11 protein-coding genes are annotated in these 13,818 nt (G+C 64.6%); 3 read left to right on the top strand and 8 right to left on the bottom strand.

Translation table 11 applies throughout. The features are described 5' to 3' along the window. Nucleotides 1-177: 177 nt before the first annotated feature. Nucleotides 178-837: a nuclear transport factor 2 family protein gene (locus QZ546_RS05345; RefSeq protein WP_294235539.1), complete on the bottom strand. Its 660-nt coding sequence runs from the start codon at nucleotides 835-837 to the stop codon at nucleotides 178-180. Nucleotides 838-2,251: 1,414 nt separating this feature from the next. On the opposite strand from QZ546_RS05345, the gene mazG reads away from it, so the two are divergent. Next, complete coding sequence (gene mazG, locus QZ546_RS05340; RefSeq protein WP_294235558.1) at nucleotides 2,252-2,968, top strand: nucleoside triphosphate pyrophosphohydrolase; 717 nt, start codon at nucleotides 2,252-2,254, stop codon at nucleotides 2,966-2,968. On the opposite strand, the gene hflX is transcribed toward mazG, so the two are convergent. From hflX to dusB, 7 genes are all read right to left on the bottom strand, one after another. Then, nucleotides 2,949-4,241: a GTPase HflX gene (gene hflX / locus QZ546_RS05335; protein WP_294235537.1), complete on the bottom strand. Its 1,293-nt coding sequence runs from the start codon at nucleotides 4,239-4,241 to the stop codon at nucleotides 2,949-2,951. The genes mazG and hflX overlap by 20 nt on opposite strands. Beyond that, nucleotides 4,238-4,768, bottom strand: a complete 531-nt coding sequence (hfq, locus tag QZ546_RS05330) for an RNA chaperone Hfq (RefSeq protein WP_294235557.1) — start codon at nucleotides 4,766-4,768, stop codon at nucleotides 4,238-4,240. Before hfq ends, hflX begins: the two co-directional genes overlap by 4 nt. A gap of 89 nt (nucleotides 4,769-4,857) precedes the next feature. Continuing rightward, nucleotides 4,858-6,234, bottom strand: a complete 1,377-nt coding sequence (locus tag QZ546_RS05325; protein ID WP_294235535.1) for a sigma-54 dependent transcriptional regulator — start codon at nucleotides 6,232-6,234, stop codon at nucleotides 4,858-4,860. A gap of 7 nt (nucleotides 6,235-6,241) precedes the next feature. Continuing rightward, nucleotides 6,242-8,488 carry an ATP-binding protein gene (locus QZ546_RS05320; protein ID WP_294235533.1) on the bottom strand — a complete coding sequence of 749 codons (2,247 nt, stop codon included), beginning with the start codon at nucleotides 8,486-8,488 and terminating at the stop codon, nucleotides 6,242-6,244. A 57-nt stretch (nucleotides 8,489-8,545) separates the two neighbouring features. After that, the gene (gene ntrC, locus QZ546_RS05315; RefSeq protein ID WP_294235531.1) at nucleotides 8,546-9,994 is read right to left on the bottom strand and encodes a nitrogen regulation protein NR(I); all 1,449 of its coding nucleotides are present in this window, start codon (nucleotides 9,992-9,994) and stop codon (nucleotides 8,546-8,548) included. Continuing rightward, nucleotides 9,991-11,007: an ATP-binding protein gene (locus QZ546_RS05310; RefSeq protein WP_294235556.1), complete on the bottom strand. Its 1,017-nt coding sequence runs from the start codon at nucleotides 11,005-11,007 to the stop codon at nucleotides 9,991-9,993. Before QZ546_RS05310 ends, ntrC begins: the two co-directional genes overlap by 4 nt. 34 nt (nucleotides 11,008-11,041) lie before the next feature. Then, complete coding sequence (dusB, locus tag QZ546_RS05305; protein ID WP_294235529.1) at nucleotides 11,042-12,043, bottom strand: tRNA dihydrouridine synthase DusB; 1,002 nt, start codon at nucleotides 12,041-12,043, stop codon at nucleotides 11,042-11,044. 92 nt (nucleotides 12,044-12,135) lie between these two features. Here dusB and QZ546_RS05300 point away from each other — a divergent pair, with 92 nt between their 5' ends. Together QZ546_RS05300 and QZ546_RS05295 are read left to right on the top strand one after the other, a co-directional pair. Then, on the top strand, nucleotides 12,136-13,296 hold the full coding sequence (locus QZ546_RS05300; protein WP_294235527.1) for a bifunctional 2-C-methyl-D-erythritol 4-phosphate cytidylyltransferase/2-C-methyl-D-erythritol 2,4-cyclodiphosphate synthase: 1,161 nt from the start codon (nucleotides 12,136-12,138) through the stop codon (nucleotides 13,294-13,296). After that, nucleotides 13,293-13,817 (top strand): hypothetical protein, encoded by a 525-nt coding sequence (locus QZ546_RS05295; protein ID WP_294235525.1) that lies wholly within the window; start codon nucleotides 13,293-13,295, stop codon nucleotides 13,815-13,817. Before QZ546_RS05300 ends, QZ546_RS05295 begins: the two co-directional genes overlap by 4 nt. The last annotated feature ends 1 nt before the right edge of the window (nucleotide 13,818 follow it).

Here is a 13,818-nt window from a genome sequence, read left to right as displayed (position 1 = left end):
AACAGGTCGCTCATTCCAGTCTCCTCTCGGAGCCTGAATCAGATCGCGCGCCTCATATCAATGGGTCCTGACCCTAAATTCACAGTGATCAAGGTTCAGGCCAATCATTCCTACAGGCGAACGGCCAGCGAGACGGCCGGGGAATTCCCATTGGGATGGTTAAACGGGAAGGCTGCTTCAGCCTTCCCAGAACGCCTGATCGTTAGTGATATCGGACGCGAAGAACGAGGCTTCCCTGATCTGGCCGCCTTTGAAGCCGAAGACGGCCATTTCCTGGCCCCGGATCGTTCGGCCGTTCTTGTCGGCGCTCCACTCGATGACCGCGGCGCAATGGCTTCCAGTCTCGACGGTGCTCGCGACCCGCAGCGAAAACGTGCCGCCCGTGGTCGCCAAGGCACGCTTCAGCATGTCCACGACCGCATCGGCCCCCTGAAGGTGCCCCATATGGTCGCCAACGACCGGCTCGTTCCAACGCACATCGTCCGCCAACCATTTGCGCAATGCGTCAGGGTCGTTTGCCTGTCGTGCTTCATAAAAGGCATGGACCAAGGCGGCGGGTGATTGATGCTCGGTGTTCATGCGGCTTTGTAGCGACGGCCTAGCAAGGTCGCCACCACCTTCCCGATTGGGAACCGCCAGCGAGACGCCGCGCGCGTTCTCGAAATCGATGGGTTTTTGGGAAAAGCCCGGAGCAATGGTAAGCGCCCGAGCAGCGTCCGATCGACAGACGGTCAAGTCGGCGATCGTGTCAGGCTTGCCACCTGATCTGCTTGGTCGCCACGTCATAAACGAACCGATGATCGAAGTCGTGTGCTGGGTTGGAGTCCGTATGTCCACTCACTCCACCTTCGATCCGAGTTGAGGAGAGCCACCGGTCACAATGAACATAGTAATGCGAGGCTGACGGCTTTTCATTGCCTATCGGATGTCCTCGCGTCCTTTGGACAATTTTCAAGAGGCTGACGCCGCTCACACTCTTCGCGATCCGGATTAGCACATAGCAATCGGCCGCATTGCTTCCCCAACTGTCCTGCAAGAAAACGCGCCGTCCATCAGACGACCAAGTAACGTCCATGCTGCGGGTCACCGTCGCCACCCGAATGCGATGACCACGACCATCCGCATAAAAAACGGGGTGTGCCTGTCCGCCATACCGGTCCAACTGCGGTCGGTAGAAAATACGCGCGCCGGAGCCGTCAGGCGACGAAACTGACCGGCTCGCGCCGGGAAAGGTGTTCGAATGAGGTTCGGCCACCGCGACCGCAGCAGGTAATAATATCGTCAAAAACGCTAACATTTTCCCGTAGCACCCAAGTCTGTTGCTATACGACTTCGCCATTGTGACAGGTTGCCCCAACGAAGGGGCACAAGCAAGTTGCCGGACCAACGCAACAACGAGGGTGCGGCTGTTTCTGCCGTAGCCACCTTTCCCAATGGGAACCGCCAGCGAGACGCCGCGCGCGTTCTCGAAATCGATGGTATTTCGGGATCGGACATCGGTTGGAAATTAGCGGTTGCTATGTTTCGAGAAGAACCTGATGCGTGACAATGCGAACCCAAGGGCCGGGGCAGGGATAATCGCGAGAAGCCAAAAATAGATATAGACTACCGCCATGCCAACGTTTTGTTGGTGGATCACCGCTGCTCGCGCATCCGCCAGGGCGAACAAAAGCCAAATCGAGAGGGTGGCTGCAGCAACCCAAAGCGCAACGACTGCTGATCGTCTGAGCGCGGCTGAAACGAGCCATTTTCTTGATAGCCGCGCCAAGCCCCAAAATACGGTGCCGAGAGCGCCAACGGTCCCAAGTGACCAGACCCAGAAGATCATCGGAAAATGAATCACACGGACGACATACCGGTTCTGTCGGATCGTGTCTCCCCGGTCCACCCGTTCCCAATTAGGAAGGTTGATCGAGATCCTGGATCGCAAACCGGCTACGCGGCGCGTCTCCGGGGCCATTTTCCCGAAATATGTTCCCGATTGCCTTTTCCCGAAATGCGGCATCGGAGACGGAGTTTCGGGAAAGCTGGAGCGTTCGAAAACTGGCGTGACCGAGCCCGCTGCTGTCGCAGCGGGTCCGGGGTCAGGAGCCGAGAGGCGATCGCATCAGCGGGGGCAGCGCTGCGCTGTTTGGATGGCTCCACGCTGCCCCCGCTGCTACCAAGGGTGTCATTTCTATCTGGCGCAGAAAGTGTCTTTTCTAAATTGCGAGAACAAGGAAATAACCCCGTGGATCGCCTGTTGACCATCATGAAGCGCCTGCGTGATCCGCAGACCGGTTGCGAATGGGACGTCGCGCAGAATTTCGAGACGATCGCGCCCTATACGATCGAGGAAGCGCATGAAGTCGCCGACGCGATCGCGCGTGGCGATATGGCGGACCTGAAGGATGAACTGGGCGACCTTCTCCTGCAGGTCGTCTTTCATGCGCAAATCGCCGAGGATCAGGGCCATTTTGCTTTTCCGGACGTCGTGACGGCGATCAGCGACAAAATGGAGCGACGCCATCCGCATATCTTCGGCGACGTGGCCGAGGGTGGCCATCATCTGTGGGAGCAGATCAAGGCCGAGGAACGCCGCGCCAAGGCGACTGGCGGCGCGCTGGACGGCGTGGCGCTGGGCCTGCCTGCCCTGATGCGCGCGGAAAAGCTGCAAAACCGTGCGGCACGGGTCGGCTTCGACTGGCCGAATTCGGAAGGCCCCCGCGCCAAGATCGACGAGGAACTCCAGGAAATCGCAGAGGCCACGCCCGATACGCTGGAGGAAGAATTCGGCGATCTGTTCTTCGCCGTCGTCAACTGGGCTCGGCACGAGGGTGTCGACGCCGAGGCTGCGCTGCGTAACGCCAATATCAAGTTCGAGCGTCGTTTCCGGGCGATGGAGGACGAAGCCGGTGAGGGCTTCCCCGCGCTCGACCTGGAGGCGAAGGAAGCCCTGTGGCAGTTGGTCAAGCGTCGCGGCGGATGAAACGCTCGTAATCGGGTTCGGACAGGCGGACGTCATAGACCGCCTGATCGCCCTCGATCGTCTGGTCCAGCACCTCGCCATGGGCGTGAAGCCAGGCGGCTCCTGCCCCATCGCCCGCATCGAGCGTCACCCGGTAGCGCCGATGGCCGGAGGTCAGTGCGGCCGCGACCTGTTCGATCAGGTCGTCAATGCCCTCCCCCGTCATCGCCGATACGGCCACGATGTTCGGACGGCGCCCGGCCTCGACCAGCACATCCTGGCGCGCATCACCCTCCAGCAGGTCGACCTTGTTCCACGCCTCGAAGCGTGGGGTTTCGGGGTCGACACCGATTTCGGTCAGCACCGCCTCGACATCAGCCCGCTGCGCTTCGGTATCGGGATGGGCAATGTCGCGGACATGGATCAACAGGTCGGCCGACACGACCTCCTCCAACGTCGCCTTGAACGCCGCGACGAGCTGGGTCGGCAGGTCCGAGACGAAGCCCACCGTGTCGGACAGGATCGCCTTGTCGATCCCGGGCAGAGAAATCTGGCGCAGGGTCGGGTCGAGCGTCGCGAAAAGAAGATCCTTCGCCATGACATGAGCGCCGGTCAACCGATTGAAAAGCGTCGACTTACCCGCATTGGTATAACCGACCAGCGCAATCACCGGCCAGGGTGCACGCTGGCGCCGTTCCCGGTGGAGCCCGCGCGTCCGGCTGACCTGGTCCAGCTCACGCCGCAACCGTGCCATGCGATCACGGATCATCCGGCGATCGGCCTCGATCTGGGTTTCGCCCGGACCGCCCAGAAAGCCGAAGCCACCGCGCTGACGCTCCAAGTGGGTCCAGCTGCGCACCAGCCGACCCGCCTGATAATCGAGATGGGCGAGTTCGACCTGCAACCGGCCCTCGGCAGTCGCGGCCCGTTCGCCGAAGATTTCGAGGATCAGCCCGGTCCGGTCGATGACCTTGGCTTCCAGCGCGGTTTCGAGATTGCGCTGTTGGACCGGGGTCAGCGCGGCGTCGAACACGACGAGCTGCGCCTCTTCCATCCGAACCTGTTGCGCGACCTGTTCGACTTGGCCGCTGCCGATCAGCGTCGCGGGCTTGGGCGCGCGGACACGCAACGCGATCCGTTCGACCACGTCCAGGCCGATCGCCATGGCAAGTCCGGCGGTCTCGTCGAGACGCGCATCCGCATCCCGTGCGGCATCGCCCTGATCGGGCAGGACGATGACCGTACGAGCGCCGCGGGCAAATTCCCCGCGATCGCGATCAAAGCCTGTGCTCAATCCTCGGCCGATCCCGCCTGCTCTTCGGCCAGGTTCAGCGCACGTGCTGGCTGAATGGTCGAAACGGCGTGCTTGTAGACGAGCTGCGCCATGCCTTCACGCTGAAGCAGCATACAGAACAGGTCGAAGCCCGCAATCTGGCCCTGCAGCATGACGCCGTTGATCAGGAACATGGTGACGGGGTCTTCGGACTTGCGCACCGCGTTCAGGAAGATTTCCTGCAAAAGCGGGTTCTTGCGCTGCTGTTCGTTGACGCCGTCGACGATCGCCGCGACATCCAGCGGGCCTGAAGGCATGATGGTGGAGATGGCGTGCTTGTAGATCAGCTGCGACTGACCGTCGCGGCGCAGCAGCACCGAGAAATTGTCGAACCAGGTGACGATACCCTGGAGCTTGACGCCCTTCACGAGGAACATGGTCACAGGCGCCTTGGAGCGGCGCAGTGCATTCAGAAACAGGTCCTGGAGCGAACCCGATTTGTCGGCCATGGTCGAGCCCTTGTTCTTGGCGGGTCCGTGCCCGCAAATTGCGCCGTTTCCCGGCGTCGGAGCCGCGCCCGTGGACTGGACGCAGCCCACATCTATGGTTTCGGGGCGCGTTCGTCCAGAGGCGGCGATCAATCCTCGCGCGTCTCGCTGATGCCCAGCAGCTTCAGTTTGCGGTGAAGCGCCGAGCGTTCCATGCCGATGAAGCTGGCCGTGCGGGAGATATTCCCGGAAAAGCGCCGGATCTGGACTCGCAGATATTCGCGCTCCCAGCTTTCCCGCGCCTCGCGCAAGGGAGCCCCCATGGTCGCGGTCGCACCAGCCGATCCCATGTCGCCCCCCTCGCCCAGCACTTCGGCGGGCAGAAGGTCGAGATCGATCCGCCCGACCCGGTCGCCCGGCGCCAGGATGATCGTACGTTCGACGACATTGCGCAGCTGGCGGACATTGCCGGGCCAGTCATAGGATTGCATCGCGACCATCGCGTCGGGCGCGATTTCGGGCGTGCGTACCCGGCGTTCGCTGGCATAATGCGCCATGAAATGCTCGACCAGCGGCGGGATATCCTCGCGCCGTTCGGCCAGCGACGGAATGGTCACCGGCACGACGTTGAGGCGGTAATAAAGGTCTTCCCGGAAGCGTCCCTCGGCAATTTCCTGGGTCAGGTCACGCGCCGTCGCCGAGACGACACGGACATCGACCTTGACGACGCGGGTGCCGCCCACGCGCGTGAAGCTCTGGTCGGTCAATACGCGCAGGATACGCGCCTGGGTCGCGATCGGCATGTCGGCGATCTCGTCCAGGAACAGCGTGCCGCCATGCGCCTGCTCCAGGAGACCGGTGCGGACGAGGTCACCCCCCTCCTCCACCCCGAACAATTCCTCCTCAACCCGTTCGGGCGTCATGCGTGCGGCGCTGACCACCACAAAAGGAGCATCGGCGCGATTGCTCCAGCCATGGAGCAGGCGCGCGGCCACCTCCTTGCCGACACCCGCAGAGCCCATGATCAGTACCCGGCTGCCCGTCGCGGCCACGCGCTTCAACGTCGCCCGGATCCCATTGATCGCGCTCGACGATCCGGTCAGGTCGGTCTCACGTCCTGCCGAGGCGCGAAGCGACGCGTTCTCGCGGCGCAACCGCTCGGTCTCGGTCGCGCGACCGACCATCAACAACAGGCGCTCGGCCTCGAACGGCTTTTCGATGAAGTCCGCCGCGCCCTTGCGGATCGCGGCGACCGCCGTGTCGAGATTGCCATGGCCTGAAATGACCAGCACCGGGATCGACGGATCGCGCCGCTTGATCTCGTCGAGCAGTTCCAGCCCGTCGAGTTTCGATCCCTGCAACCAGACATCGAGCAGGACCAGCGACGGACGCCGCACCGCCACCGCCTCCAGCGCGGCATCACTGTCGGCCGCGACCCGGGCCTCATAGCCCTCGTCCTCCAGCACGCCCGCTACCAGTTCGCGGATATCGAGTTCATCGTCGACGACGAGGATGTCCAAAGCCATGATCTTGTTACGTCCGGGTACGAGTCAAAGCAGTGAGCTGGCCCTCCCCAGCCAGCTCGGGTTCGGCACCCCCCTGATCGAGGGCCGCCAGGGCGCCCGCATCGAACATGATCGATACGATGGTGCCGCCGGTCGGATTGTCGGAAAAGCCGATCGTGCCGGCATGTTCCTCGATGATCTTGTTGACGATCGCCAAGCCCAGGCCGGTGCCCCGCGCGCGGGTCGTCATATAGGGCTCGATAATCCGGTCGCGTTCGGGCGGAAGGCCGATGCCATTGTCCGTCACGGTGATCGCTACCATGCCACCCTGCTCACCCACGGTCATGACGACCTTGCCGCCCGTCATGCCTTCTGGCCTGGATTCAATGGCTTCGATAGCATTCTTGACGATATTGGTGAGAGCCTGGCTCATCTGGCGACGGTCGCAAACCAGGGTCGGCGCGGGCTCGTCCTGGTCCAGCACGAAGCGGACATCGGGATGCGCGACCTCGTGAAGGAACATCGCCTGGGCGCAGATGTCGGCGATTGCTTCCTCTCGGAACACGGGTTTCGGCATACGCGCGAAGGAGGAAAATTCGTCGACCATCCGGCGCAGGTCGCCGACCTGGCGCACTATGGTCTCGGTCAGGCGGCCGAACGTCTCATCCTCCGGGCCGATGACCTTGCCATAGCGGCGCTGCAGGCGCTCCGCCGCCAGCTGGATGGGGGTCAGCGGATTCTTGATCTCATGCGCGATACGACGTGCGACGTCGGACCAGGCCGCACGCCGCTGGTCGAGCAGTTGCTGGGTGATATCGTCGAAGGTCAGGATCGGACCGTCGCCTGTCTGCGCGATCCGCACCGCCAGCGTCCGCATGTCACCATCGAGCGCCACCTGCACCGTCGCCTCGCGCCGTCCCTGGTCGAGCAGTTCGTCAAGCTCGGGCGCGACTTCGCCCAGCTTGCGGCCGATCAACCCCTCCTGATCCGCGCCGAGCAACAGGTCGGCGGAGTTGTTCGCGATCCGCACCTGGCGATCGCGCCCGACCGCGACCACGCCCGCCGACACGCCGGCCATCACCGCCTCGATCAGGGCACGGCGATTGTTCAGCTGGGCGTTGGCGGTAACCAGCTCGGTATTCTGCTCTTCGAGCTGTCCCGTCATCTGATTGAAGGCGTTCGCTAGCGTGCCCACCTCGTCGCGGGTACGCGGATCGGGAACGCGGACGCTCAGGTCGCCGCCTGCGATCCGCCGGGCCGCGTCGACCAACTCGCCGACCGGCCGGACCAGGCGGTCGGCCACCGCCAGCGCGATCCAGACGGCGATGCCGACGATCAGCAAGGCGATGGCGAACAGCACGAGGTTGAACTTCAGCTGCAGCGAGCGCGCCCGCCCCTGAAGCGCGCGGTAATCGTCGAACACGTCCTCGGCGGCGAAATGCTGCTTGCTCAGGAACTCCGCGTTCACCGGCGTGCCGATATAGAGCATCAGCCCGCGTCCTTCGGGCAAAGGCGTGACGACCCAGACCCGCTGCTCGTTGATGCCGACTTCCGGACGGCTGAGCTTGCTGGCTTGCTGGATCATTTCCGGCGTCACCAGCTCGCGAAAGGTCGTGTCCGATGGCTGGTTGAAAAAGTCGTAGAATTTGAAGCCCTGTTTGGGGTCGTAGGAGAACAGGACCGACTCCACCGTGTCGCGGACCACGGTCTGCTGGACCAGATAATCGTGAAAGTCGCGCGGGTTCTCGCGCAGTATGGGCAGGTTGCGGCCCAGATCCTGCGACATGGCGCGTCCGGTATCGACCCAGCGCTTGATGATCTGCTGCTGTGACTGGCGCGCAATGTCCATCGCATCGCCAAAGGCCTTGCGCGCCCGGTCCGAGATCCAGAACTCTGCCGAGGACTGGAACAGCACCGACGCGGTCACCACGGTCAACAGGATCGGTACGCTGGCGGTCAGCGAGAACAACGCGACCAGCCGGACATGGAGACGCCCGCCGCCCCCGACCGGCGATTTGGCCGCACGCCGCATGGCCACGCGCCTCCCAAGCAGCATGAGAAGCAGGACACCGGGCATCAGATTGAGGGCCAGCAACCCCGCCATGACCGGTGGCGCGATCAGCCCCTGCGCCTCATGGCGGCTGGCGATGAAGACATAGGTACCGACCGCGATCGCGACGGCGCCGACGACCACCGCGATTTCCACCGCCGGGGTCACCGCGAAACGAGAGCGCGGTGGTTCGGTGGGATCAGCAGGCTTCAGAAACGCCGACATCGTTGCAATCGTACAACGTGAAGCGTGACCTGCAAGCCACAATTCGTGAAAATTATGTCAAGCCTCGCCGCTGTCGTCATCACCGCTTGCGGCGATATTGAGACTATCGAGACGCTTGCGGAGCGTATTGCGATTAATCCCCATCGCCCGGGCGGTGCGAAGCTGGTTGCCACCGTGGCGCGCCAGCATCGCCTCGATCAGCGGCCGTTCGACCTCTCCGATGATACGGTCGTAGAGTGTCCCGTCGTCCAGCGCCTGCGGACGAGCGATCGCGAGGCGCGCCAGATAGGCCCGAACGGCGGCACTGAGATCGCCATCCGATACCTGATCGGCCATCACGCCGGCGCCGACCCTGCTCTCGCCGAGCATCCCGCGCACCGATTCGGCATCGATCACCTCGTCGCGCGCCAGCACGGCCAGACGACGCATCATATTTTCCAGTTCGCGGACATTGCCCGGCCAGTCATGCGCGACCAGGACGTCCAGAGCGTGGGCGTCGATCCGCCGGCGGGGGAGACCCTGCAGCGCTGCACTCTCCAAAAAATGTCGGGCCAGCAGAGGAATATCCTGCCGACGCTCACGCAGCGCGGGAAGCGCGATGGGCACAACGTTCAGGCGATAGAACAGGTCCTCGCGAAACTGTCCGGATGCGACCTGCTGGCTGAGGTCGCGATTGGTCGCCGCGACGATCCGTACATCGGTCCGGATCGTCCGAGCGCCGCCGACCGTGGTGAACTCGCCGGACTGGAGGACCCGCAACAGACGCGTCTGGGCCTCCATCGGCATGTCGCCAATCTCGTCCAGGAACAGCGTGCCGCCCGCCGCCTGCTCGAAGCGGCCGGCATTGCGCTGGGCCGCACCGGTGAAGGCGCCTCGCTCGTGACCGAACAACTCGGCTTCGATCAGCTCGCGGGGGATCGCCGCCATGTTGATCGCGACGAAGGGTGCCGCCCGACGCGGCCCCAGGTCATGAATGGCCCTTGCGACCAGTTCCTTGCCCGTGCCGGACTCGCCGGAGATCAGCACGGTCAGGTCGGTCGAGACGACCCGCGCGATGATCCGGTACACGCTCTGCATCGCCTGCGAGCGCCCGATCAGCGGCAGAGAGCGATCGTCTTCGCCCAGCCCATCCTCGACCAAGACGCCGCCCCGCGCCAGCGCGCCCGACACCGCCTGTGTCAGCGCATCCAGATCGAAGGGCTTGGGCAGATATTCATAGGCACCGACCTCGGCGGCGCGAACCGCAGTGGTCAGCGTGTTCTGCGCCGACAGGACGATGATGGGCAGCGCCGGATAGCGCTCCGCGACGCTGCGTACATGGTCGATGCCGTCGCCATCGGGCAGAATGACGTCGGTCACCAGCACGTCCGGCGCGCCGCCCGCCAGGATACGGTCGAGCCGGGCCAGCGTCTCGACCGTCGTCACCTCGTGCCCCGCCCGGCGCAGCGCCTGGCCGACCACGGTCCGGATCGCAGCGTCGTCATCGACCACCAGGACATGGCTCATGGCTGGGCCCTTGGCAGAAGCAGGCGCAGGACGGTCATTTCGGGCGTGCCCTCTCTGGCATATTGGATGATGCCGCTCATGTTGCGGACCAGCTTGTCGACGAGCGCGAGGCCCAGGCCCTGCCCTTCGCGACGGCCGGAGACGAACGGGTCGAACAGGTGATCGGCGATATCGGCGGGGGCGCCCGGACCATTGTCGATCACGCAGATCTCGATCGGCAGGGGAAGGCGCGGCCGCCCCTCGCCCGTGCTGACCGACATGCCATGGCGATAGGCGGTGGTGAGCAGGATGCGGGGATTCCGCACCTCCCGAACCGCTTCACGCGCATTCTTCAGAAGATTGATGACGATCTGCAGCAGCGCATCGCGATTGATCCGAGCGGGCGGCAGCGACGGGTCGAACCGCTCCTCGATCGGTATGCCCCGCGCAAAGCCCGCCAGCGCGACGCCGCGTGCATGGGCGAGCAGCGGATAGATATTCTCCGGGGCCAGCGGCAGGGGCCGGGTGTCGCTGAAATCCTCCATCCGGTCGATCAGGGCGGCGATACGGTCGACCTCGGTGGTGATGAGTGTCGTCAGCTCGCCGCCGTTGAGCAGTTGGGCGGCGCCGCGAATGCCCGACAGCGGGTTCTTGATCTCATGTGCCAACATCGCCGCCGCCCCGATCGCGGCGCGCGCCCCCGCCCCCCGGTCCGAGGCATGAGCCAGGCGTCGCGACGGGGCCGCGCTGTGCAGCGTGATCGCGCGCCAACCCGGGTGATCGGGGATTTGCGCTTCGACGAAATCGACGCGGATCTTCGGCCCGCGCGGCGTTTCGATGACGGTATCATAGACCGCGAAGCCATGGCCGTCGCGGCTACGCGGCTCATCCGGCGGCGGCAGGATCGCGGCCACCGGCTGGCCGACCATCAGTCGTTCGGACAGGTTGAGCAGCTGTTCGGCCAGGGCATTGGCATGGGCGATGCGATCGTCGGGATCGACGACGACGACCGCCACCGGCAGCGCCGCGAACATCGCGCCGAAGCCGGGTCGTCCATGCCGCGCCGGTTCAGGCAGCCGCTGCAAGCTCGATCTGCGGCAGGTAGAAGTCGCGCAACATGGTCTTCACCCGATCCGCGCTCGATTCCTGGTTCACCTTGTTGCGGAACTCGGCCGAGCCGTGCAGGCCACGCGTGTACCAGCCGATATGCTTGCGGGCCATGTTGACGCCGGTTTCGGTGCCATAATGTTCGAGCATCGCATCATAATGCTCGGTCACCGCGCGATATTGTTCGTCCAGGGCGGGGTCCTCACGACGCTCGCCCGTTGCGAACCAGTGCATCACCTGGCCGAGCAGCCACGGGCGACCATAGGCACCGCGCCCGATCATGACACCGTCCGCCCCCGACTGGTCGAGTGCCGCATCGGCATCCTCTAGCGAACAGATGTCACCGTTCGCGATGACGGGAATCGACACCGCGTCCTTGACGTTCCGGATGAAGGCCCAGTCGGCGCTGCCCTTGTACATCTGGTTGCGGGTGCGGCCATGGACGGTGATCATCTTGACACCGATATCCTCGGCGATGTGCGCGAGTTCGGGGGCGTTCAAGCTGTCATGGCACCAGCCCATCCGCATCTTCAGCGTCACCGGAACGTCGACCGCCTTGACCGTCGCCTCGATAATCGCCGAGGCGAGCTTCAGGTCGCGCATCAGCGCCGAGCCCGCATCGCCGTTGACGACCTTGCGCACCGGACAGCCCATGTTGATGTCGATGATCGCCGCCCCGCGATCGGCGTTCAGCTTGGCCGCCTCGCCCATTTCATAGGGGGTGCAGCCGACCAGCTGCATCGACACCGGCTCTTCCAGCGGATGCCAGGCGGCCTTCTGGAGCGACTGGCGCGTCTCGCGGATCGCGGCCTGGCTGGCGATCATCTCGGTGACGTTCAACCCGGAGCCATAGCGGCGAACGAGCGTGCGGAACGGCATGTCGGTGACGCCGGTCATCGGCGCCAGCACGACGGGGCTGTCGATCGTCACCGGACCGACCTGAATGGGAGCGAGGTTACGCATCATACTGCCTGAAAAATAAGCACGCGCTCTAGCCCAATCGCCTCGCAAAGGCAAGATTGGCGACCTCGCGCAAAGCCGCTAGGCGAGAAGCCATGAGCCAGAATGGAAAGATCGCCGCGCTGATCGTGGCGGCGGGTGGCGGCAGCCGGATGGGCGGCGGCACCCCCAAGCAGTTTCGCGATCTGGGCGGGCGGCCGATGCTGGCCTGGAGCCAAGAGGCCTTTGGCGGACATCCGGCGATCGACCTGGTCCTGACCATGGTGGCAGAGGATCAGCGCGACCATGCCCAGAGCCTGTCGCCGAGCGCTTGGATCGAGACGGGTGGGGCCAGCCGCCGGAACTCGGTGGCGCACGGCCTTCGCCATCTGGCCCTGGCGGGTGTCACCAAAGTGCTGATCCATGACGCCGCTCGCCCGTTCCTTTCGGCCGAGGTCATCGACAGGGTGCTGGCGGGGCTGGAGTCCGCCGATGGCGCGATGCCGGTGCTGCCGGTCGCGGACACGCTGGCGCGGTCGCAGGCCGCCATTCTGGGGGAGATCGTGCCCCGTGACGATGTCGTGCGGGTGCAGACGCCGCAAGGCTTTCACCTGCAAGCCGTGGTCGCCGCCCATGCCGCCTGGCCCGCCGATGCCGAGGCGACCGACGATGCCCAGATGGTGCGACGGCTTGGCGGACGCGTCGCTTTGGTGCAGGGCGATGCCATGCTCGAAAAGATCACCTATCCCGACGACATGACCGGCGCCGATATGCGCCTGACCTGGGAAACCCGGACCGCGATGGGCTTCGACGTCCACCGTCTGGAGGATGGCGAGGAATTGTGGCTGGGCGGCGTGCTGATTCCGCACCATCAGGGCCTGTCGGGGCATAGCGATGCGGATGTCGCACTCCATGCGCTGACCGACGCGCTGCTCGGCACTATCGCGGCGGGCGATATCGGCACGCATTTCCCACCCAGCGACCCGCAATGGAAGGGCGCCGAGTCGGGCCAGTTCCTGCAACACGCCGCCAAGTTGATCGCCGACAAGGGCGGCCGGATCGATTTCGTCGATCTGACGATCATCTGCGAAGCCCCCAAGATCGGCCCGCACCGCGCCGCCATGGTCGAACGGATCGCAGGGCTGCTGGACATCGACCAGAGCCGGGTCAGCCTGAAGGCGACGACGACCGAGCGGCTGGGCTTTACCGGACGCGGCGAGGGGATCGCGACACAGGCGGTGGCGACCGTCCGTCTACCCGGCGGGGCTGCGGCATGAAGCGCCTGGGCTTCGTCGCCGCATTGATGGCGCTGGCCGCGCCAGAGGTCGCCACGGCCCAGCGCGCGTGCATCACCGCGCCAGAGGCGGAAGCGATGACCCTGGTCGCCATGCCCGACATCTTACGCGAAACCGGCCGGGTCTGCGGCGCGCGTCTGCCCGCGACCAGCCTGATCCGGGGCAATGGCACGCTCCTCTCGAAATATGAAAGCGCCGCCGACCAGGCCTGGCCCGCCGCCCGTGCCGCGATCGTCAAGCTGTCCGACCCGGCGATCGATACTTTGCTTCAGTCGGACTATGCCCGACCGCTGCTGACCTCCCTTCTCGTGCCCTTCATCGTCGGGCGGATCGGACTGGAGGATTGCGGCACGATCGACCGGCTGGTGACGCAGCTCGCCCCCCTGCCCCCGCGCAACATGGCGGGCGTGGTCGTGACCGCGCTACAATATCTGAAGACCGAAAAGGCACGCGGACGGCAGGTGGCCGTGCCCGACCTGCCGCTCTGCACCAACGGAAACTGAT

This window comes from uncultured Sphingomonas sp., assembly GCF_913062585.1.
Classification (GTDB): Bacteria; Pseudomonadota; Alphaproteobacteria; order Sphingomonadales; family Sphingomonadaceae; genus Sphingomonas.
Note: the sequence above shows the minus strand (reverse complement) of the source record. Positions and strands in the feature narration are given on the sequence as shown.

Bases quoted from the DNA above. Each gene is read 5' to 3' on its own strand.
- mazG (WP_294235558.1), top strand. From the start codon at position 2,252: ATGAAGCGCCTGCGTGATCCGCAGACCGGTTGCGAATGGGACGTCGCG.
- QZ546_RS05325 (WP_294235535.1), bottom strand. From the start codon at position 6,234: ATGGCTTTGGACATCCTCGTCGTCGACGATGAACTCGATATCCGCGAA.
- QZ546_RS05320 (WP_294235533.1), bottom strand. From the start codon at position 8,488: ATGTCGGCGTTTCTGAAGCCTGCTGATCCCACCGAACCACCGCGCTCT.
- ntrC (WP_294235531.1), bottom strand. From the start codon at position 9,994: ATGAGCCATGTCCTGGTGGTCGATGACGACGCTGCGATCCGGACCGTG.
- QZ546_RS05310 (WP_294235556.1), bottom strand. From the start codon at position 11,007: ATGTTCGCGGCGCTGCCGGTGGCGGTCGTCGTCGTCGATCCCGACGAT.
- dusB (WP_294235529.1), bottom strand. From the start codon at position 12,043: ATGCGTAACCTCGCTCCCATTCAGGTCGGTCCGGTGACGATCGACAGC.
- QZ546_RS05300 (WP_294235527.1), top strand. From the start codon at position 12,136: ATGAGCCAGAATGGAAAGATCGCCGCGCTGATCGTGGCGGCGGGTGGC.
- QZ546_RS05295 (WP_294235525.1), top strand. From the start codon at position 13,293: ATGAAGCGCCTGGGCTTCGTCGCCGCATTGATGGCGCTGGCCGCGCCA.